This window comes from Telluria sp. ZB4P34 (assembly GCF_059686055.1).
Window position 1 is genome coordinate 90,202 of sequence record NZ_JCASIF010000012.1, and the last position, 19,050, is coordinate 109,251.

The 19,050-nt window shown below is 67.1% G+C and carries 16 protein-coding genes and 2 pseudogenes; 6 read left to right on the plus strand and 12 right to left on the minus strand.

Annotation, left to right across the window (positions count from 1 at the left end):
* Positions 1-2 precede the first annotated feature (2 nt).
* From AC56KL_RS17940 to AC56KL_RS17950, 3 genes are all read left to right on the plus strand, one after another.
* Positions 3-608: an HD domain-containing protein gene (locus tag AC56KL_RS17940; protein WP_497181530.1), complete on the plus strand. Its 606-nt coding sequence runs from the start codon at positions 3-5 to the stop codon at positions 606-608.
* Between the two features lie 143 nt (positions 609-751).
* Positions 752-1,375 carry a hypothetical protein gene (locus AC56KL_RS17945; protein ID WP_497181531.1) on the plus strand — a complete coding sequence of 208 codons (624 nt, stop codon included), beginning with the start codon at positions 752-754 and terminating at the stop codon, positions 1,373-1,375.
* Positions 1,376-1,618: 243 nt separating this feature from the next.
* Entirely contained in the window at positions 1,619-2,347 is a 729-nt protein-coding gene (locus tag AC56KL_RS17950) for a DUF8692 domain-containing protein (protein ID WP_497181532.1), read from the plus strand.
* A 13-nt stretch (positions 2,348-2,360) separates the two neighbouring features.
* On the opposite strand, the gene AC56KL_RS17955 is transcribed toward AC56KL_RS17950, so the two are convergent.
* From AC56KL_RS17955 to AC56KL_RS17980, 6 genes are read right to left on the minus strand one after another with little or no spacing between them, the layout of a single operon-like run.
* The gene (locus AC56KL_RS17955) at positions 2,361-3,167 is read right to left on the minus strand and encodes an ABC transporter substrate-binding protein (protein WP_497181533.1); all 807 of its coding nucleotides are present in this window, start codon (positions 3,165-3,167) and stop codon (positions 2,361-2,363) included.
* Between the two features lie 45 nt (positions 3,168-3,212).
* Positions 3,213-3,878, minus strand: coding sequence for an ATP-binding cassette domain-containing protein (locus tag AC56KL_RS17960; protein WP_497181534.1), 666 nt, complete (start codon positions 3,876-3,878; stop codon positions 3,213-3,215).
* Complete coding sequence (locus AC56KL_RS17965; protein WP_497181535.1) at positions 3,875-4,576, minus strand: ABC transporter permease; 702 nt, start codon at positions 4,574-4,576, stop codon at positions 3,875-3,877. Before AC56KL_RS17965 ends, AC56KL_RS17960 begins: the two co-directional genes overlap by 4 nt.
* The gene (locus tag AC56KL_RS17970) at positions 4,576-5,451 is read right to left on the minus strand and encodes a formate dehydrogenase accessory sulfurtransferase FdhD (protein WP_497181536.1); all 876 of its coding nucleotides are present in this window, start codon (positions 5,449-5,451) and stop codon (positions 4,576-4,578) included. Before AC56KL_RS17970 ends, AC56KL_RS17965 begins: the two co-directional genes overlap by 1 nt.
* A complete protein-coding gene (gene fdhF / locus AC56KL_RS17975; protein WP_497181537.1) occupies positions 5,448-8,249 on the minus strand; it encodes a formate dehydrogenase subunit alpha in 2,802 nt (933 codons plus the stop codon). The genes AC56KL_RS17970 and fdhF overlap by 4 nt, the downstream gene beginning before the upstream one ends.
* Positions 8,246-9,961, minus strand: coding sequence for an NAD(P)H-dependent oxidoreductase subunit E (locus AC56KL_RS17980; protein WP_497181538.1), 1,716 nt, complete (start codon positions 9,959-9,961; stop codon positions 8,246-8,248). Before AC56KL_RS17980 ends, fdhF begins: the two co-directional genes overlap by 4 nt.
* A 97-nt stretch (positions 9,962-10,058) precedes the next feature.
* Between AC56KL_RS17980 and AC56KL_RS17985 the strand changes: the two are divergent.
* Positions 10,059-10,190: pseudogene (locus tag AC56KL_RS17985) on the plus strand (substrate-binding domain-containing protein); the annotation flags it as partial.
* Positions 10,191-10,300: 110 nt separating this feature from the next.
* On the opposite strand, the gene AC56KL_RS17990 reads toward AC56KL_RS17985, so the two are convergent.
* Entirely contained in the window at positions 10,301-10,516 is a 216-nt protein-coding gene (locus tag AC56KL_RS17990) for a hypothetical protein (protein WP_497181539.1), read from the minus strand.
* A 267-nt stretch (positions 10,517-10,783) separates the two neighbouring features.
* On the opposite strand from AC56KL_RS17990, the gene AC56KL_RS17995 reads away from it, so the two are divergent.
* Complete coding sequence (locus tag AC56KL_RS17995) at positions 10,784-13,048, plus strand: family 1 glycosylhydrolase (RefSeq protein ID WP_497181540.1); 2,265 nt, start codon at positions 10,784-10,786, stop codon at positions 13,046-13,048.
* A gap of 113 nt (positions 13,049-13,161) precedes the next feature.
* On the opposite strand, the gene msbA is transcribed toward AC56KL_RS17995, so the two are convergent.
* A complete protein-coding gene (gene msbA, locus AC56KL_RS18000) occupies positions 13,162-14,892 on the minus strand; it encodes a lipid A export permease/ATP-binding protein MsbA (RefSeq protein WP_497181541.1) in 1,731 nt (576 codons plus the stop codon).
* Between the two features lie 9 nt (positions 14,893-14,901).
* On the minus strand, positions 14,902-16,206 hold the full coding sequence (locus AC56KL_RS18005) for an O-antigen ligase family protein (protein ID WP_497181542.1): 1,305 nt from the start codon (positions 16,204-16,206) through the stop codon (positions 14,902-14,904).
* Between the two features lie 57 nt (positions 16,207-16,263).
* Between AC56KL_RS18005 and AC56KL_RS18010 the strand changes: the two genes are divergently transcribed.
* Positions 16,264-17,115, plus strand: coding sequence for a glycosyltransferase family 2 protein (locus AC56KL_RS18010; RefSeq protein ID WP_497181543.1), 852 nt, complete (start codon positions 16,264-16,266; stop codon positions 17,113-17,115).
* A gap of 15 nt (positions 17,116-17,130) precedes the next feature.
* Here the strand turns inward: AC56KL_RS18010 and AC56KL_RS18015 are convergent, their stop codons facing one another.
* The 3 genes and pseudogenes from AC56KL_RS18015 to AC56KL_RS18025 form a co-directional block, all read right to left on the minus strand.
* Positions 17,131-17,694 (minus strand): DUF7010 family protein, encoded by a 564-nt coding sequence (locus AC56KL_RS18015; RefSeq protein ID WP_497181544.1) that lies wholly within the window; start codon positions 17,692-17,694, stop codon positions 17,131-17,133.
* A gap of 88 nt (positions 17,695-17,782) precedes the next feature.
* A pseudogene (locus AC56KL_RS18020) lies at positions 17,783-18,040 on the minus strand (YfcC family protein); the annotation flags it as partial.
* An 89-nt stretch (positions 18,041-18,129) separates the two neighbouring features.
* Positions 18,130-18,960, minus strand: a complete 831-nt coding sequence (locus AC56KL_RS18025) for a hypothetical protein (protein WP_497181545.1) — start codon at positions 18,958-18,960, stop codon at positions 18,130-18,132.
* Between the last annotated feature and the right edge of the window lie 90 nt (positions 18,961-19,050).

Consider the following 19,050-nt stretch of genomic DNA (forward strand, 5'->3'; position numbering starts at 1 on the left):
GGATGAACGTGCTGCCCCGCGCCTGGGACGACGCCTGGCAGGCGCTCGGTCTGGCGCCCCCAGACGGCGCCTACGGCCGGCTGCTGGACGCCTATCGCGAACCGCAGCGGCACTACCACACCCTGCAACACCTCGAAGAATGCTTCACGCTGGCGCACACCTTGCAGCCGCAGATGGCGCATCCTGGCGAGGTCCTGCTCGCACTCTGGTTCCATGATGCCGTCTACGACGTGCGCGCGCGCGACAACGAAGAACGATCGGCCGCCTTGGCCGACCGGCTCATGCTGGAGGCGGGACTCGGCGATGCCGTCCGCATGCGCGTGTGCGAGCTGATCAATGCCACACGGCACGACGCCCTGCCCGCCACCCCGGACGCCGCCCTCCTCACCGACATCGACCTGGCGATCCTGGGGGCGGCGCCCGCCCGTTTCGCCGAGTACGAACGCCAGATCCGCGCCGAATATGCCTGGGTTCCCGACGACGTCTATGCCCTCAAGCGGCGCGCGGTGCTGCGCGGCTTCCTGGACCGGGAACGCATCTACCAGACCCCGGCACCCTACGCGCAGTTCGAGGCGGACGCACGGCGCAACCTGGCACTGGCAAGCTGAAGCCCGTACTGGCCGCAGCTACAAGATCAGGACATTGTTTCACCCACATTGTCCGCTTTCCTGTATACAATATTTCCATCGTTAAACGCGCGCCACGGTGCGCGCCAGGCCCGGCAGCCCGCCAGCTTCATGGAGAGAGACCGATGCAGGAACACGTTGCGGAGTCGCCGGACCATTCGGCCACGCTGGATGAGCGGCTGACGGCTGCCGTCCAGAAGCGCAACAGGGAGCTTGCCGACTATTTCGCTCACTGGGCCGCGGCCGAAGGCTGCGCCAACGGCATCCGGCGCCTGGTCGGCGATGCGGACACGGGTGCCGAGGCCCTGATGGCGACGCTGTCCCGGATCGAGGACAGCCTGGACCTGATCCACGCCTACTTTACCGAGCTCGGCCGTATCCCGCGCCACAACGGTGATTTCGAGCTCGACAGCTACCTGTGTTCCGTATTCGAGCGCCAGATCGGCAACGGCCAGATTCGCTGCATCGACGACATCCCGGAACAATTCCACGACCATTTCCGCCATCTGGTCGGGACCGAAGCCCATGAGGCCATCGACTTGCCGCGCGATACGGAAAGCATCCTTGCCGACCTCGGCTGCGCGCGCCGGACACTGGACGAACTGCTCGCCCGGCCGGTCGATTTTTCCGGCTACTTTCCGGCAGGAAAAACATTAGGTTCGCCCGCGCTCGACGGCTTGCGCCAGGAGCTCGATTCCTCGTGGGACGCCTTCCTGGTCGCCGCACGCGCGCTTGCCTGCCGTTTCTGAGCACCGCCAGCCCTCTCTCGCCCGCCATACCTGCCACCTGCCGCCCCCCAAGCCCGAGGCCCGGCGGCGTTCGCACGAACATCTCTTGCAAGACCGCAGTTCAACGCCGTGTTCAATTGAGAAAAAAGTCTGTGAGAAAATTATTTTTATGTAATGATCTTGTCACATTATGTGTTGACCTTTTATTACTACAGTGTTGCGTTATTAAGAATCCAATAACTACTTAACATCATTATTGACGCCATGGACAATCACACCATCCGACTCGACCTGGATCGCGTCATACAAGTCTTGATGGCGATCGCAGCGTTTCTACTCATCGGAAGCTTCACTGGTCAGTTGTCGAAATTTCTTCTCGGGTACGACAATGTCAAAGGTCTGGTGCCCATGTTCAACGTCAATCAGGAACAAAACCTTCCAACCTTTTTCTCGGTGCTGCTGGCCCTGTCATGCGTGGCGCTGCTGACGATCACGGGCCTGCTTACGCGGGCCGACCACAAGCGCGATGCGGGCTACTGGTTCGCCCTCGCGCTGGGCTTTCTTTTCCTGTCGTATGACGAAGCCTTCCAGGTCCACGAACAGCTGATGAGCCCGATGCGCGCGATGATGGGCAGCCGTGCAACCGGGGTCCTGTATTTTGCCTGGGTCGTTCCCGGCATCCTGGGCGTCGTCACGATCCTTGCCGTGTTCATGCGATTCGTCCTGCGCCTTCCGCCGGCGACGCGCAAGGGCTGCATCCTGTCCTGCGCATTGTATGTGGGCGGATGCATCGGGATGGAATTGATCTCGGGACGCTATGTCGAGCTGCATGGCGCCGACCTGACGCACGCCATGCTGACGACGATCGAGGAAGGCATGGAAATGCTGGGCTTTATCTGGTTCGTGCGCACCTTGCTCATCCACATCACCACCTGCCATCGCCACGTGACGCTCGACCTGGAGGCCGTGGCGGGCCCGGTCGCGAACCCCTGAACGGGCGCGCCGCCTACCTGCGGGCGGACGGGAAGAACAGCTGCTCGCCTTCCGGCCGGAAGGCCGCGATCTGCGCCTGGCCTGCCGGGGAAGTGATCCAGTCGATCAGCTGCCTGGCGCCCTGGTAGTTGACGCCCTTGTGCCTGGCCGGACTGACCGCGATGATGCCGTAGGGGTTGAACATGCGCTTGTCGCCTTCCACCAGCACGGCCAGGCCGGTCCTGGCCTTGTAGGCGCCGTAGGTGGCGCGGTCGGTCAGCGTATAGGCGCGCATCTCGGCCGCCATGTTCAGCACTTCGCCCATGCCCAGGCCTGCCGACACGTAGCGCGCGCCTGCCGGTCTGGTTCCAGCGGCCTGCCAGTAGCCCTTTTCCATCACGTCGGTGCCCGAGTTGTCGCCGCGCGAGATGAATTTGACGCCGCTCGCCGCGATCTTCCGGAAGGCGGCGATCACATCCTTGCCGCCCTTGACGCCGGCCGGGTCGGCGGCCGGGCCGACGACGAGGAAGTCGTTGTACATCACCTCGCGGCGGTCCACGCCCCACCCTTCCGCCACGAACCTGTCTTCCAGCTGGCGCGCGTGCACCAGGGTCACGTCGACGTCGCCGTTCTTGCCCAGCTCGAGCGCCTTGCCGGTGCCGACCGCGATCACGTGCACCTTGATCCCTGTCTTCGCTTCGAAGGCCGGCAGCAGCGCCTTGAGCAGGCCCGAGTTCTCGGTGCTGGTGGTGGTCGACAAGCGAATCGCTTCCTGCGCCTGCGCCGGCGGCGCGGCCAGGACGGCGCTCAACAGCAAGGACATGGCGGTGCGGCGTTGCATGGTGTTCTCCCGGTGGTGGATGTTGGACAAGACAGCCTAGCGGTATTAGCGGTACTCCAGGCGTCCGTCGCGCAGCTTCAAGCGCCGGACACCGGGCAGCCCGATCAGGTCGCGGTCGTGGCAGGCCATCACCACGCTGCTGCCCGCTTCCAGCAAGGTGGGAATCAGGCTGATGACCTGCTCGCGCGCCGGACCATCGAGGTTGGCCGTGGGCTCGTCGAGCAGTAGCAGGCGCGGCCGCAGTACGCGGGCGCGCGCCAGCGCCACGCGCTGCTTCTCCCCGCCCGACAGGCGCGCCGGCGCGGTATCGCGCAGGTGCGCCACGCCGGCCCACGCCATCGCTTCCTCGACCATGGGCGCCACCCGGTGCCGGCTCTCGCCGCGCGCCAGCAGGCCGTAGGCGATGTTGTGGGCGACGCTGGTCGAGAACATGATCGGGTGCTGGTGCACGAAGACGATGGCGCGCCGCAGCGCTGCCGGGTACGGATGCAGGGGCATGCCGCGCCCGTCGAATTCGACCGTGCAGGCATCGACGCGTTCCAGTCCCGCCAGGGTGCGCAGCAGCGTGGACTTGCCGGCGCCGTTGGCGCCGGTCAGCACGTAGGCCGTCGCGGCCTCGATGGGCAGGGTGTCGATCTCGAACAGCGTGCGCTCCCCGTGGCGCTTGCGCAGGCCGTGCAGGGTCAGCAACCCGGTAGAGGCCGGATTCACCAGCGTCCTCCGGCCGTATGCGCTTCGCCCTGCAGCAGCACCAGCGCGCCGTTCATCAGGAGCGCCAGCGACACCAGCACGATGCCCAGCGCGATCCCCTGCGCGAAGTCGCCCTTGCTGGTTTCCAGCGCGATGGCGGTGGTGATGGTGCGGGTCTGCCCTTCGATGTTCCCGCCCACCATCAGCGCGCAGCCGACCTCCGAGATCACGCGGCCGAAACCGCTGATGACGGCCGCCATCACGCCGTAGCGCGCCTCGTGCAACACGGTCAGCATCACCCGCCAGTTCGCCGCGCCATGGGCGATCGCCGTCTCGGCGTAGCGCGGGTCGGCCGCCTGCACGGCCGCCACCGTAAAGGCGAGCAGGACCGGCAGCCCGATCACCATCTGTCCGAGGATCACGCCCTGCTGGGTGAACAGCCATTCCAGCGAGCCCATCGGTCCGCGCCGCGACAGCAGCAGGTAGAGCAGCAGGCCGATCAGGACCGTGGGCAGCGACAGCGCCGCCTGGGCCAGCCAGACGGCCAGGCGACGGCCCGGAAAACGGTGCATGGCGATGACGTAGCCGAGGAAGACCGCCGGCGGGGCCGCCAGCAGCAGCCCGAGCACGCTGGTCTTGAGCGACACCCAGACGATCCGCCACAGCGCCTCGTCGCCGGAGAACAGCAGCGCGAATGCGTGCGCGGTGGCGTCCAGCATCAGGCTTGCGTGTGATAAGGGGCGTTCAGGGGTTCCAGCAGACCTGGCTCGAATACCAGCCGCTCGTGCCCCGCGAGCAGCAGGAAATGCTTGCCCGAGCAGCGTGCCAGCAGCGACATCCCCACCTGCTGCGCCACCGCATGTCCCATTTGCGTGGTGCCCGAACGCGACAGCAGGAATGGAATGCCCATCTGGGCGCCCTTGATCACCATTTCCGAGGTCAGGCGCCCCGTGGTGTAGAACACCTTGTCGCCGCCCTCGACACCGTCGAGCCACATCAGGCCGGCGATGGCGTCCACCGCATTGTGGCGCCCCACGTCCTCCACGAAGTACAGCAGTTCGCCGGCGTTCGAGAACAGGGCGCAGCCGTGCACCGAGCCGGCCTGCTTGTAGACCGACTGCTGGGTGCGGATGGTGTCGACGATGCGGTAGACCACCGATTGCGGAAGGCGCGCATCCACCGGCAGCGCGATCCGGTCGACCTCGTCCATCAGGCCGCCGAATACCGAACCCTGGCCGCAGCCGGTGGTGACGACTTTCTTCGCGGTGCGCTCCGCGATGTCGGTGATGCCGCCGCGCGTGCGCACCGCCACGGCCTCGACCGCCCAGTCGACCTGGATCGAGACGATGTCGTCGGGCGCGCGCACCAGGCGCTGGTTGCGCAGGTAGCCCAGGGTCAGGGCTTCGGGCGCGCCGCCCAGGGTCATGAGGGTGACGATTTCGCGCTTGTCGACATAGATGGTGAGCGGACGCTCGGCCGGGATATGGATGGCCGATGCGCGGCCGCGCTCGTCCAGCGCGCGCACCTCGTGCGTGAGGGGCGCGCGCGCATCGGACAGTGCCGGGCGGTAGCGCGGCGGATGTGGATCGTTCATGCCCCCGATTGTGCCATGCTCGCCAATATTTGGCCGCCACCATAGCTTCCCTGCGGCGCGACTTCGCCGCCGGGGGTGACCTTGATCGCACAGTACTTGAACTCGGGGATTTTCCCGAATGGATCGAGCGCCGCATTGGTCAGGCGGTTGATGGCCGCTTCGTAGTAGCAGAAGGGCACGAAGATCGCCCCCACCGGCGAACTGTCGTCGGCGCGCGCGTACAGCACCACTTCGCCGCGGCGCGAGGCGACCGTGATCGCCTGCCCCGGCCGGATGCCCAGGCGCTCCAGGTCGAGCGGATGCACCAGCGCCACCGGATCCGGCTCGATCGCATCGAGCACCGTGGCGCGCCGGGTCATGCTGCCGGTATGCCAGTGCTCGAGCTGGCGGCCGGTGATCAGCACCATCGGATAGTCGGCATCCGGGCGCTCGTCGGCCGGAATGATGTCGGCCGGGACGAAGCGGGCCTTGCCGCCCTCTCGCGGGAACTGCGCGGTGAACACCACCGGCTGGCCCGCATCGCCCTCGTTCGGGCAGGGGTAGACCACCGCCCCGTCGCGCTCCAGGCGCTCCCAGGTGATGCCGCCGATGCTTGCCATGGTGCGGCGCATCTCGTCGAACACTTCCGACACGTGGCCGTAGTTCCATGGCAGCCCGAGGCGCTGCGCCATCTGCTGGATGATCCACAGGTCTTGCCTGGCCTCGCCCGGCGGGTCGATCGCCTGCCGGCCAAGCTGCACCAGGCGGTCGGTGTTGGTGAAGCTGCCGGTCTTTTCCGGGAAGCTTGAGGCCGGCAGGATCACGTCGGCCAGGTAGGCCGTCTCGGTCAGGAAGATATCCTGCACCACCAGGTGCTCGAGCGCTGCCAGCGCGGCGCGCGCATGGTTGGCGTCGGGGTCGGACATGGCAGGGTTCTCGCCCATGATATACATGCCGCGAATCTGACCGGCGTCGATCGCGTCCATGATCTCCACCACGGTCAGGCCCGGCTTCGGGTCCAGGGTCGCGCCCCAGGCCCGCTCGAAGCGCGCGCGCGCTTCCGGATTGTCGACCCGCTGGTAGTCGGGCAGCATCATCGGGATCAGGCCGGCGTCGGAAGCGCCCTGCACGTTGTTCTGGCCGCGCAGCGGATGCAGGCCGGTGCCGGGGCGGCCGATCTGGCCGGTCATGAGGCTGAGCGCAATCAGGCAGCGCGCGTTGTCGGTGCCGTGCACGTGCTGCGACACGCCCATGCCCCACAGGATCATCGAGCCCTTCGAGCGCGCGTACAGGCGCGCCACGTAGCGGATGGTGTCGGCGTCGATGCCGCAGATCGGCGCCATCGCTTCCGGACTGTAGTCGGCGACGTTCTTTTCCAGGTCGTCGTAGCCGACCGTGCGGCCGGCGATGAAGCCGCGGTCGACCAGGCCTTCGCTGACGATCACGTGCATCATGGCGTTGAGCAGGGCGACGTCGGTGTCGGGTTTGAACTGCAGGTAGCGGTGCGCGTGGCGCGCCAGCTCGGAGCGGCGCGGGTCCATCACGACCAATCTTGCGCCGGCCTTCACCGCGTTCTTGATCCAGGTGGCGGCGACCGGGTGGTTGACGGTGGGGTTGGCGCCGATGACCACGATCACCTCGGCGCGCATCACGTCCATCACCGGGTTCGACACCGCACCCGAGCCGATGCCTTCCAGCAGGGCGGACACCGAAGAGGCATGGCACAGGCGGGTGCAGTGGTCGACGTTGTTGGTGCCAAAGCCGGTGCGCACCAGCTTCTGGAACAGGTAGGCTTCCTCGTTGCTGCCCTTGGCCGAACCGAAGCCGGCCAGCGCCGCGCCGCCGTGGGTGTCGCGGATGCCGGCCAGCCTGCCGCCGGCCAGGGCCAGCGCTTCTTCCCAGCTGGCTTCGCGGAACACCTCCAGCACCCGGTCGGGGTCCATGCTGAAGTCGCCGCTCTTGGGCATGCCTTCGCGGCGGACCAGGGGCATGGTGAGGCGGTGCGGGTGGTGCGCGTAGTCGAAACCGTAGCGGCCCTTGACGCACAGGCGGCCCTGGTTGGCCGGGCCGTCGCGTCCCTCGACGTACAGGATCTTATTGTCCTTGATGTTGTAGGTAAGCTGGCAGCCCACGCCGCAGTAGGGGCAGACCGAATCGACCTGCCTGTCGGGGATGCGCAGCGCCACTTCGCGCGCCGGCATCAGGGCGCCGGTCGGGCAGGCCTGCACGCATTCGCCGCAGGCCACGCAGGTGGAGGCGCCCATCGGGTCGTCCTGGTCGAACACGATCTTTGTGTCCTGGCCGCGGAAGGCCAGGCCGATCACGTCGTTCACCTGCTCGTCGCGGCAGGCGCGCACGCAGCGCGTGCACTGGATGCAGGCATCCAGGTTGACCGTGATGGCGGCATGGGTCCGGTCCGCCTGCGGCTGGCGCCGCGTGGGCGCGAAGCGCGGCTTGCCGATGCCGAGCTTTTCCGCCCACAGGTCGACCTCGTTCCTGCGCGTGTACTCCGCCTCGGGCATGTCGGCCTGCAGCAGCTCCAGCACCATCTTCTGGGCGGCCAGCGCGCGCGGGCTGTCGGTCCTGACCTTCATGCCGGGCGTGGGCGCGCGGCAGCACGAGGGCGCCAGCACCCGTTCGCCGTCGATCTCCACCATGCAGGAGCGGCAGTTGCCGACCGCCTCCATACCTTCCTTGTAGCACAGGCGCGGCACCTCGATGCCTTCGCGTGCGGCGACCTCGATCAGCGGCTCGTGCGCCAGCGCCTGGACCGTACGGCCATTGAGTTCAAACGAAACGGTGGGGATGGAAGCATTCACGCTTGCACCACGGGGTTGTCGAGTTCGTGGGGGAAGTAGCGGATCACGCAGTCGATCGGGTTGGGCGCGGCCTGCCCCAGGCCGCAGATCGAGGCGTCGCGCATCACCTGCGACAGCTCGCCCAGCAGCGCCGTGTCCCACTGCGGCCGGCGGATCAGGTCGAGCGCCTTGGCGGTGCCGTTGCGGCAGGGCGTGCACTGGCCGCAGGATTCGTCCTTGAAGAAGGCCAGGGTGTTGCGCGCGGCGGCCACGGCGCTGTCGTGGCTTGACAACACCACCACCGCGGCCGAGCCGATGAAGCAACCATACGGTTGCAGCGTGTCGAAGTCGAGCGGGATGTCGCCCATGCTGGCCGGCAGGATGCCGCCCGAGGCGCCGCCCGGCAGGTAGGCATAGAAATCGTGGCCTTCCTGCATGCCGCCGCAATACTCGTCGATGAGTTCGCGGATGGTGATGCCGGCCGGCGCCAGCTTCACGCCTGGCTCGCGCACCCGGCCCGAGACCGAGAACGAGCGCAGGCCGCGGCGGCCGTTGCGGCCGTGGCCTGCGAACCAGTCGGCGCCGCGCTCCAGGATGTCGCGCACCCAGTGCAGCGATTCGAAATTGTGTTCCAGCGTGGGCCGGCCGAACAGGCCGACCTGGGCCACATAGGGCGGGCGCAGGCGTGGCATGCCGCGCTTGCCTTCGATCGATTCGATCATGGCCGACTCTTCGCCGCAGATATAGGCGCCGGCGCCGCGCCGCAGGTGGATCGCCGGCATGCCCGCCACCGGCGGGTCGGGGCGCAGCTTGTCCAGCTCGGCCTCGAGCATGGCGCGGCAGCCATGGTATTCGTCGCGCAGGTAAATATAGATGGCCTCGATGCCGACCGCCCAGGCCGCGACCAGCGCGCCTTCCAGGAAGCGGTGCGGATCGCGTTCGAGGTAGACGCGGTCCTTGAAGGTGCCCGGTTCGCCTTCATCGATATTGATGGCCATCAGGCGCGGGCCGGGTTCGGCGCGTACGATGCGCCACTTGCGGCCGAGCGGGAAGCCGGCGCCGCCCAGGCCGCGCAGGCCGGAGGCTTCCAGGGTGGCGATTACGTTTTCCACATCGTGTTCGCCGGCGGCGCAGGCCTGCAGCAGCGCATAGCCGCCGCCGGCGCGATAGGCCGCATAGTCGGCGTATTCCAGCGGCTGCTCGCGGGTCTGGCCGGCGGCGACCGCCGCCTGCACCGCCCCGGCACTGGCGTGCGGGACCACGCGCTGGCCGACCACGGCGGCCGGGGCCGTTTCGCAGCGGCCGATGCAGGGTGCTTCCAGCACCCGTACATCGCGGCCCAGCAGGGACGGCAGCCTGTCCAGCAGTTCGCGCGCGCCCGCCATCTCGCAGGACAGGCCGGCGCACACGCGCACGGTCAGCGCGGCGGGCGCGGCCTCGCCTTCCTTCACGACGTCGAAATGGTGGTAGAAGGTCGCGACTTCATAGACCTCGGCCTGGGCCAGGCGCATTTCCTGGGCCAGCGCGGCCAGGTGCCGGCTCGCCAGGTGGCCATAGCGGTCCTGGAGCTTGTGCAGGTGCTCGATCAGGAGGTCGGGCTGGCGCGATTCGGCGCCCAGCAGGGCCTGGACCTCGGCCAGGGCCTGCGGGTCGACGCGGCGGCCTTTCGGCGCTTCGCGCTTGCGCTGGCGGCTGGCGCCGGCGACGGCAATCGGGATGATGGGGTGGTTCATGGTCGTCGTCCCAGTGTAATGCGATTGTGCGATGGTTCGAATGATAGTCGAACGCGCGGCCGGCGGAGCCGGCCACCCTCGGGTTCGCGTCCACGTGGCGCCTGCCGGCACCCGCATGCTGCTCGAGATGATGCTGGCCGCCGGCGGGCCGCCGCCGGACGCGATCCACGGCTTCGACAGCGCCGAGTTCACCCATTCGGCGGTGGCGGCCTATATTGCCGCCGGCATGTGCGCGGGGGACGGGTGAGATCGTGGACATCGAGGAGGCGTTTTCGATGCCGAACCCGCCTGAAACCTGAGCTGGAAAGCCGGGCCGGAAACCCGGCGACGTCGTCACCCTCAGCGCCGCCTTTTCTTCCAGTTGTACTCCGGTCCGGTCACGTCGACGCCGGGATGACCCACCAGGTCCGGATGCTCGGACGCCATCGTGATGAAGCGCACCCCTTCGCCTTCGCGCTGGCGCCTGCGCAGCGCTTCCATGTACTGCATCGCCGCGACCATCTCGGTAGTCTCGAACAGTTGTTCGTGCGGCGTGCAGTTGTCTGCCTCAATCATTGTCCAGTACACCATGTACATCGCATCCTCCTGTTTACCTCATTGTCGCCCGGCCGGCAGTGGCGCGGCGCACCGATTGGCCTATGCCAGTGCCAACAGAAATTTCCTGATAGCAGAACTTAAGTGCTAAATGCCATCAAAATCAACGAACATGCCTACAAAAAGTAGGACTTGTCCGAAAAAGCCTTTTTATGTGGGCCAGTTCACACAACCCATCGAAGCTGGCAATTAGGCTAGGGCCTGTCTTAACAAATAGCGGGTCAGAACATGAACATTCAAGCAGATTCTCAGCCGGACCAGACCCCGGATATCGAACTGTGGGGGGGACTGGAGTGCACGGTCAACCGTGTGCGCGACGATTATTTCAGCCAGATGGACCGCAACGGACATGCGGAACGCCTGCAGGACATCGACCGTTTTGCCTCGCTGGGTATCAAAGCCATCCGCTATCCCGTGCTCTGGGAGCGCACCGCGCCCGACGGCATCGACACGGCCGACTGGTCATGGCCGGACGAACGCCTGCCGGCGCTCCAGCAACTGGGGGTAACGCCGATCGTCGGCCTTCTCCACCATGGCAGCGGACCACGCGACACCAGTTTGGTCGATCCCGCCTTCCCCGAAAAGCTCGCCGAGTACGCCGGCGCGGTAGCACGCCGCTACCCCTGGGCCGAGTACTACACCCCGGTCAACGAACCGTTGACCACGGCGCGCTTTTCCGGTCTGGCAGGCGTGTGGTACCCGCACGGCAGCGATGAATCCACCTTCGTGCGCGCCCTGATCAACGAGTGCCGCGCCACGGTGCTGTCGATGCGCGCGATCCGCGAAGTCAATCCGGCTGCCAAGCTGGTGGCGACCGACGACCTGTCCAAGACCTACGGCACCCCGGAGATGCAGGAACTGGTCAGCTTCTTCAACGAGCGTCGCTGGCTGGGCTGGGATTTGATGTGCGGGAAGGTGGACCAACACCACCCGCTGTGGGACTACCTGCTCGAGTCGAACGCTACCGCGGAAGAGCTGCTCTGGTTCCGGGACAACCCCTGCCCGCCCGACATCATCGGCGTCAATTACTACGCGACCAGCGAACGCTGGCTCGACCACCGTCCGGAGCGCTACCCGGAAAACCGCCGCCATGTCTACCGAGGCATCCACCACGCCGACATCGAGACGCCGCGCGCGCTGGCCACGCCGACACCCGGCATCGCGCCGCTCCTGATGGAAACCTGGGAGCGCTACGGCCTGCCGATCGCCATCACCGAGGCGCACATCGACGCCAACCGCGAAGACCAGATGCGCTGGCTGCTCGAGATCTGGAATGCCGCGCGCAGCGCACGCCAGCAGGGCGCCGACGTGCGCGCCGTGACGGTCTGGGCCCTGCTCGGCTCCTACGACTGGAACTGCCTGGTCACCGAATGCCGCGGCTATTATGAGCCGGGGCCGTTCGACGTGCGCGGTGGCGAACCGCGTCCGACCGCGGTGGCCACCCTGATGCGTGAACTGTCCACCGGCCGCCCGCTGACCAATCCGGTGCTGCAGGGTGAAGGCTGGTGGCGCCGTCCCGGCCGCTTCCTGTGCAAGCCGGTCGCCACCCCGTCCGCCGTGGCGGACCTGTCGATCCGCAGCCAGTTCAAGTCGAGCGTGGTGCAGCCGGTCCTGATCACCGGCGCCACCGGCACCCTGGGTTCGGCCTATGCCCGCATCTGCAAGAACCGCAACCTGGCTTTCCACGTGCTGACGCGCCAGGAGATGGACATCACCGATCCCGCTGCGGTGGAAGCGGCGATCCGGCGCTACAAGCCGTGGGCGATCATCAATGCGGGCGGCTACGTGCGCGTGGACGAGGCCGAAGCCGATGCCGAACGCTGCATGCGCGAGAACACGCTCGGACCGACCGTGCTGGCGCTGGCCTGCATCCGCCACCAGCTGCGCTTCATGACCTTTTCGACCGACCTGGTGTTCGACGGCGCCAAGGGTGCGCCCTACGTCGAGTCGGACGCCATGAACCCGCTCGGCGTGTACGGCCTGAGCAAGATGGAAGCCGAGCAACGCGTGCTGGACGCCGACCCGCAGGCCCTGGTGATCCGCACCAGCGCCTTCTTCGGGCCCTGGGACCGGCACAACTTCGTCACCCAGGCGCTCAACGCGCTGGAGGCCGGGCTGTCCTTCCAGGCGGCCGGCGACATGACCGTATCGCCGACCTACGTCCCGGACCTGGTCAATGTGTCGCTCGACCTCCTGATCGACCGCGAACGCGGCGTCTGGCACCTGACCAATGCCGAAGCGGTGAGCTGGGCCGAGCTGGCCAGGCGCGCCTGCGAGGCGGCCGGGGTGGACACGGCGAAGCTCGAAGTGGTGTCGGGTGACAGCTGCGGCCACGTGGCGCGCCGGCCGGAGTCCAGTGCGCTGTCGAGCGAGCGGGCGCGGATGCTGCCGTCGCTCGACGATGCGCTGCGCCGCTATATCGAAGCGATGCAGGACCGCGCGCACGGGCGCGACGCGGAGCAGCCGGGGGAAGCGGCGCATTACGCGAGCTGAGGCGCTTTCGTAGGGTGGTCGGCTATGCCGATCGCGCGTTCAACTCCGCGGTGCTCTGACGCTCATCGGCCATTTCACGTCTGGCTGGACGCGCGGTCGGCAAGCCGACCACCCTACGCCTTTTCGTCCGCCGCCACGAACTGCAAGCGATACAGGTTCGCATACATCCCGTTCGCATCGAGCAGCTGCGCATGCGTGCCCTGCTCGACGATGCGCCCGTGCTCCATCACCACGATGCGGTCGGCCCGTTCGATGGTCGACAGGCGGTGCGCGATCACGATGGTGGTGCGTCCCGCCATCAAGGTCTCCAGCGCCGCCTGCACCGCGCGCTCGGATTCGTTGTCGAGCGCCGAGGTGGCCTCGTCCAGGATCAGGATCGGCGCGTCCTTGTAGATCGCACGCGCGATCGCCACGCGCTGGCGCTGCCCCCCCGACAGGCGCATGCCGTTCTCGCCGATGCGCGTCTCCACGCCGTCTTCCAGCTTGGCCACCACATCCGTCAGGTGCGCCGCCTTCACCGCCGCCGCCAGGCGCTCGTAGTCGATCTTCTCGACGCCGTAGGCGATGTTGGCCGCCAGCGTGTCGTCGAACAGCACCACGTTCTGGCTCACCATCGCCAGCTGCGCGCGCAGGCTCGTGAGGCGGATGTCCTGGTAAGGAATACCGTCGAGCAGCAGGCGCCCCGCTTCCGGGTCGTAGAAGCGCGTCACCAGGTTGACAAAAGTAGACTTGCCGCCGCCGGACACGCCCACCAGGGCCACTGTCTGCCCAGGCCGCACGTCCAGGTCCACCTCGTGCAAGGCCGGGTTGACCGCGTTCGGATAGCGGAACGAGACGTTCTCGAAACGCAGGTGTCCCGTAGCACGGCCCAGCTCGCGCGTGCCGGTATCGTGCTCGGCCGGCGAATCGATCAGGCCGAACACCGTCTCGGCCGCGGCGATCCCGCGCTGCATCGGGCCATTTACCTCGGCCAGCGACTTGAGTGGCGTGAGCAGCATCAGCATCATGGTCACGAACTGCACGAATTCGCCTTGGGTCATGTTGGCCTGGATCGCCAGCACCACCACCAGCGACAGTGCGATCGACGTGGCGATCTGGGTCACCGGCGTGGTGGCCGCAAACGCCACCGTCATGCGTTGCGAGAAGCCGCGCAGTGCTTCGCTGCGGGCGTGGAAGCGCGCACGCTCATAGCGTTCGCCCGAGAACACGCGGATCACCTGGTGGCCGCGGGTGGCCTCCTCCACCACCTGGGTCATCTCGGCGGTTACACGCAAATTCTCGCGGTTCAGGCGGCGCAGGCGGCCGGTCGTCGTGCGCACGATCACGGCCGTCAATGGAATCACGACGATCGCCACCAGGGTCAGCTTCCAGTTCAGGTACAGCAGGGTAGCAAGCAGGCCGATCACCACCAGGGTATCGCGCACACAGGCCACGAACACCGACTGCAGCATGTCGACCACCTGGCGTACTTCGTTCACCACGACATTGATGATCTTGCCGGTCGACTCTTCGTGGAAGCGCGCTATCGGCAGCTTGAGCACGCGTTCGAACACCATTGCGCGCAGGTCGTTCAACACGCGGCTGGTCACCCAATTGTTGAGATACGCGGTCGAGAAGGTGCCTATGCCGCGCAGGATGAAGATCGAGACCAGCACGCCCGGTATCCACCACAGGCTGAACGGCACCTTCTCTTCGAAACCTTTGTCGATCAGCAGCTGCAAGGCCTTGCCCAGCAGAGGCTGGGTGGCGGCGGTGAGCGCCATCGACAGCAGCGCAAACCAGGAGCGCGTCTGGTAAGGCTTGACCACTGCCAGCAGGCGCTTGATGACGACCTTATTTTCCACAATTATCTTTCACACTTTTGATTCGGTTTCGATATCCGCATCGGCCCTCGCATTCAGGCAGAAGCCCATGAGCAGGGCCACCATGAGCACGTAGAACATGCTGCCCTTCAGGGACCAGAAGATCACCTCGGTCATGCCGAAGCCGAAGTAGCTGAGCACCACCAGCATGCCGGCCAGCGCCGGGGCGAATTCGGGCATGGACCGGCGAGAAGATTGCGGCCCGATGCGCCGCACGCCCTGCCCGACCGTGCGCGCGAAAAAGGCAAAGGGCATGGCCAGGATGCCGGCGTAGGCCAGCAGGCCGAACACGCCGCCGGTGGCCTGGGCCTGCAGCACGTCGTTGTGCAGGTGCTCGTAGGGCAGCACCACGTCCTGGATCCTGCCCTGCTGCGCCAGTTCGCGCAGCCCGGCGCGCACGCTCAGCGGGTCGCGCCCGAACAGGGGCAGCTCGGCGATGAGGTGCTGCGCGCCCCTCCACAGTTCGAGGCGGATGCCGATGTTGGACAGGGCGCTGCCGCCGTCGAGCCAGGTGCGCACGTCGTGCATGCCCTGCCCGACCCGTTCCTGCACCCCGAAGGCCGGAATGAAGAAGGTCGAGGCGAACAGCGCGAAGCTGCCGACCAGGAGCAGGCGCACGCGCCGGCTGTGCAGCAGCCGTGCATAGGTCAGGAACAGGATCGCCGCCAGCACCAGCGCGACCCAGCCGCCGCGGGTGCCGCTCAGGAGCGTCGCCGCCAGCCCGGCCAGCGCGCCGAGGGCCGGGAAGATCGCGCTGCGGGTGCTGTGGCGGAAATCGATCGCGGCCGCCAGCGCCACCAGCGCCAGGCACAGCGCGATGTCGCCGAAGGTGATCGGGTTGAGCCAGCCGCCCGGGCGGTAGATCTCGAGGACGATGCGCTGGTACGCGATGAAGGGCAGCGCGGCGAGCGCGCCGAGGATCACGCCCCACCACAGGGTGGCGCGCGGCGGCCGCGCCAGCACCACCAGCAGGGTGGCGCTCAGGCCGAAGAACATGCGCGAGGGCTTGTCGAGGTAGCCCCAGGTCGCTTCCGGGCGTACCAGCACGAACACCAGCGCCAGCAGGAAGTAATAGGCAAAGGCCAGCACCACCCAGCGCAGCTCGCGCACGTCGCGCCAGTGCGGCGCCATCGCCGCCCACGCCTTGCGCGGCACGCACAGCGCGACGAGCACGAAGACGAGGCTGGAAAAGCCGATGCCGGACGGGGTGATGAGGCTGAGGAAGGGGAACAGGAAAACCAGGAAGCCGATCCCGCGCTGCATCGGCGCCCCGATTTTCGTCGGATTATTGTTCATTCATGTTCTAGTGGGATATTCTTGCCAACCTTGAGCGCGTGTCTTTAACGGAATCCCATGCAGCAAACCCCGACCATCTCCGTCGTGATCACCACCTACAACCGCCCGGACGCACTCGAAGCGGTCGTGGAAGCCTGTTTCATGCAGGATGACAAGAATTTTGAAATCATTATCGCTGATGACGGCTCGACTGCCAACACGCGGGACACCATCGACCGGCTGCGCTCCCGCGCGCCGGTTCGCCTGACGCACGTATGGCAGCCGGACGAAGGCTTCCGCGCCGCGATGGCGCGCAACCGCGGCACGCTGGCGGCAACCGGCGACTATATCATCTTCCTGGACGGCGACTGCGTGCCGCAGCGCGACTTCATCGCCCGCCACCGGCAGCTTGCGCGCCCGGGCTTCCTGGTGTCAGGCAGCCGCATCCTGCTCAGCCAGGCGCTGACGGAACGGGTGCTGCGCGAGCACCTCGACCTTCCCGGGCTGGGCGTCGCCGAACGCCTGCGCTACCGCCTGCGCGGCGACCTGAACAAGGTACTGCAGACGATGCTGCGCTGGCCCGACGTCGGCCGCGTGCGGCGCAAGTTCAGCTGGCGCCGCATCAAGAGCTGCAACCTGGCGGTGTGGCGCGCCGACCTGGAGAAGGTCAACGGCTTCGACGAGAGTTTCGTCGGCTGGGGCCACGAGGATTCCGACCTGGTCGTGCGCCTGTTCCACGCCGGAGTGCTGCGCAAGGACGGCGCCATGGCCACCGAGGTGCTGCACCTGTGGCACCGGGAAGCGAAGCGCGACGAGGAATCGAGCAACCGCAGGGTGGTGCTGGAGCGGGCGGCAAACAAGACTACCCAGGCAAGCCGCGGCCTGCGCGAGCACGCGGGCGAGCCGGCATTCATGCCGCCTAGGCACTGACCGGCGGATTGGCGCTCAGGCGGCGAGCTGGCCGGCCGGAACCGCACGCAGTCCCGGGCGGCGCCACATCTCCACGATGGTCAAGGCGTAGGCGGCGACGACGACCGCCGCCGACGCGCTGACGGCATAGGCGGGAAACGCGAAGTAGACCGCCACCAGCCCCGCGGTGCGCAGGATTGCGTGGCGGTAGCCGAGCGGATGGTCGATGATCCAGGAGTAGACCATCCAGTGCAGCCCGAGCGCCATGCCCAGGCTGAGCGGGACGAACTGGGGCGCCTGCATCAGGAGCGGGATGTGGACGGCCCACAACAGGTTGACCATCACGACGCAGGTGAACATCAGCTTCGCCAGGGGATTCGTATTCTCGATCAGCTCCTCTCCGCGCAGCTTCGCGATCGCCATCGCCACCGGGAAGATCGCCCCGGTGGCGAACACCAGGGCCAGCGTGGCGGCCTTGGGGGGCAGGACCAAGCCGAGTATGCCGACGATGCACCAGACGATCAGGCCGGCGGTCGGCAGGGACAGCGAGCGCCTGGAGCGCTCGTCGAAATCGGCCCTGAGCTGGGAAAGCGTTTGCATTGGTGGTCCCCTGTTTTGGTGATTGTAATGTTCAAAATCTATCACGGCGGCGGCCAAAAATACACTCCGGGCTTGCCTTGCCGGCCCTCTACCAATCCATCAGGGTAGGCGGCACCAGCAGCAACAGCGCGAGCACGAGGTAGGCCAGCTGCAGCGGCAGCATCCACTTTGCCCAGACCAGCCAGGAAATGCGCGCCAGCGCCAGCACGCCGACCGTGATCCCCGAGGTCGGGATCATCGGCGTCGACAGTTCACCGAGCTGGAAGGCCAGGATCGCCGTCTGGCGGCTGACGCCGACAAGGTCTGCCGGCGGCGCCATGATCGGCATGGTCAGCGCCGCCTGGCCGCTGCCCGAAGTCCGCTAGGCGAGGCGGCGCTGCCGGCGGGATGCGCCGCCACAGCGCCATGACAGCATGCCGGCCTCGACACGCATGCCTAGTTGCCGGACACCGCGCAGCGCAGCGCCGCGGCCTGGTGCGCGACATGGTCGCGGCCCACCACGGCGAATACGGTTTTCCCTTCGCGCACCGCCGCCGCAAGGCGGTTCACCATCGTGATGTTGCGGAAGCTGCTGGAACGCGCATTGACCTCGTTGGTGAACACGCCGCCCGTCTCGGCCGAACCCAGCTTCGGGTCGAACCAGCGCGAGGGCGCCTGCCACCACTGCGCCGGCTCCTTCCAGTAGCGCCCATAGGCCTGGGCCACCTCGAGCGAACTGCTGAATGGAATCGCACTGAGCCCCATGGCGGACGCGCGTTTCAGCAAGGTGTCGATGGCGTGGGCGATCTCCGCTTCGCCCATGTTGCGCCGTTCGCGCAGGCGCGACGCCTCGCGCAGGGTGAAGAAGAGCCCCACCTGTTCGGGCGTGAAGGCCTGCAGCAGATAGGCGGTTTCGTCTTTCGGATCCGGTTCCAGGCGGGCCAGCGGGACGCCGTCGCGCGCGGCAAGCCAGCGCACGAAGCCCGATTCGCCGGTCTGGCGGATGGCCTCGTTCCTGTCCCTGGGCACCGGCCGGTTCGGCCCTTCGTAGAAGGCGACCTGGGGCCGTTTCGCGTTCCACTGCTGCTCGATGTCGGCGAACTGGGGGTCAGTCGGGTCGGATGAATGACGCGCGCCGATATAGCGCAGTTGTCCGTCGCCTGCGGCCAGCGCCAGCCGGTATTCCGGCTTGGCGATGGTGGCCGAGTAGGGGACGAGGCGCTCGATGCACGGGCCGGCAGCCGCGTGCGCGGTGGCGAAGGAGGCGATCAGGATGAGCGTTTTCATGCCGCCAGACTAGCGCGCCGCGCCCTGCCCCGCGCGGGCTTTCCGACAAACCCGTCTTTACGGCGGATAAACGGCGCGGAACGAACGATG

Bases quoted from the DNA above. Each gene is read 5' to 3' on its own strand.
- AC56KL_RS17965 (WP_497181535.1), bottom strand. From the start codon at position 4,576: ATGCTGGACGCCACCGCGCACGCATTCGCGCTGCTGTTCTCCGGCGAC.
- AC56KL_RS17950 (WP_497181532.1), top strand. From the start codon at position 1,619: ATGGACAATCACACCATCCGACTCGACCTGGATCGCGTCATACAAGTC.
- AC56KL_RS18005 (WP_497181542.1), bottom strand. From the start codon at position 16,206: ATGAACAATAATCCGACGAAAATCGGGGCGCCGATGCAGCGCGGGATC.
- AC56KL_RS17970 (WP_497181536.1), bottom strand. From the start codon at position 5,451: ATGAACGATCCACATCCGCCGCGCTACCGCCCGGCACTGTCCGATGCG.
- AC56KL_RS18010 (WP_497181543.1), top strand. From the start codon at position 16,264: ATGCAGCAAACCCCGACCATCTCCGTCGTGATCACCACCTACAACCGC.
- AC56KL_RS17990 (WP_497181539.1), bottom strand. From the start codon at position 10,516: ATGATTGAGGCAGACAACTGCACGCCGCACGAACAACTGTTCGAGACT.
- AC56KL_RS17945 (WP_497181531.1), top strand. From the start codon at position 752: ATGCAGGAACACGTTGCGGAGTCGCCGGACCATTCGGCCACGCTGGAT.
- AC56KL_RS17980 (WP_497181538.1), bottom strand. From the start codon at position 9,961: ATGAACCACCCCATCATCCCGATTGCCGTCGCCGGCGCCAGCCGCCAG.
- AC56KL_RS18025 (WP_497181545.1), bottom strand. From the start codon at position 18,960: ATGAAAACGCTCATCCTGATCGCCTCCTTCGCCACCGCGCACGCGGCT.
- AC56KL_RS17955 (WP_497181533.1), bottom strand. From the start codon at position 3,167: ATGCAACGCCGCACCGCCATGTCCTTGCTGTTGAGCGCCGTCCTGGCC.
- AC56KL_RS18015 (WP_497181544.1), bottom strand. From the start codon at position 17,694: ATGCAAACGCTTTCCCAGCTCAGGGCCGATTTCGACGAGCGCTCCAGG.
- AC56KL_RS17940 (WP_497181530.1), top strand. From the start codon at position 3: ATGAACGTGCTGCCCCGCGCCTGGGACGACGCCTGGCAGGCGCTCGGT.
- AC56KL_RS17995 (WP_497181540.1), top strand. From the start codon at position 10,784: ATGAACATTCAAGCAGATTCTCAGCCGGACCAGACCCCGGATATCGAA.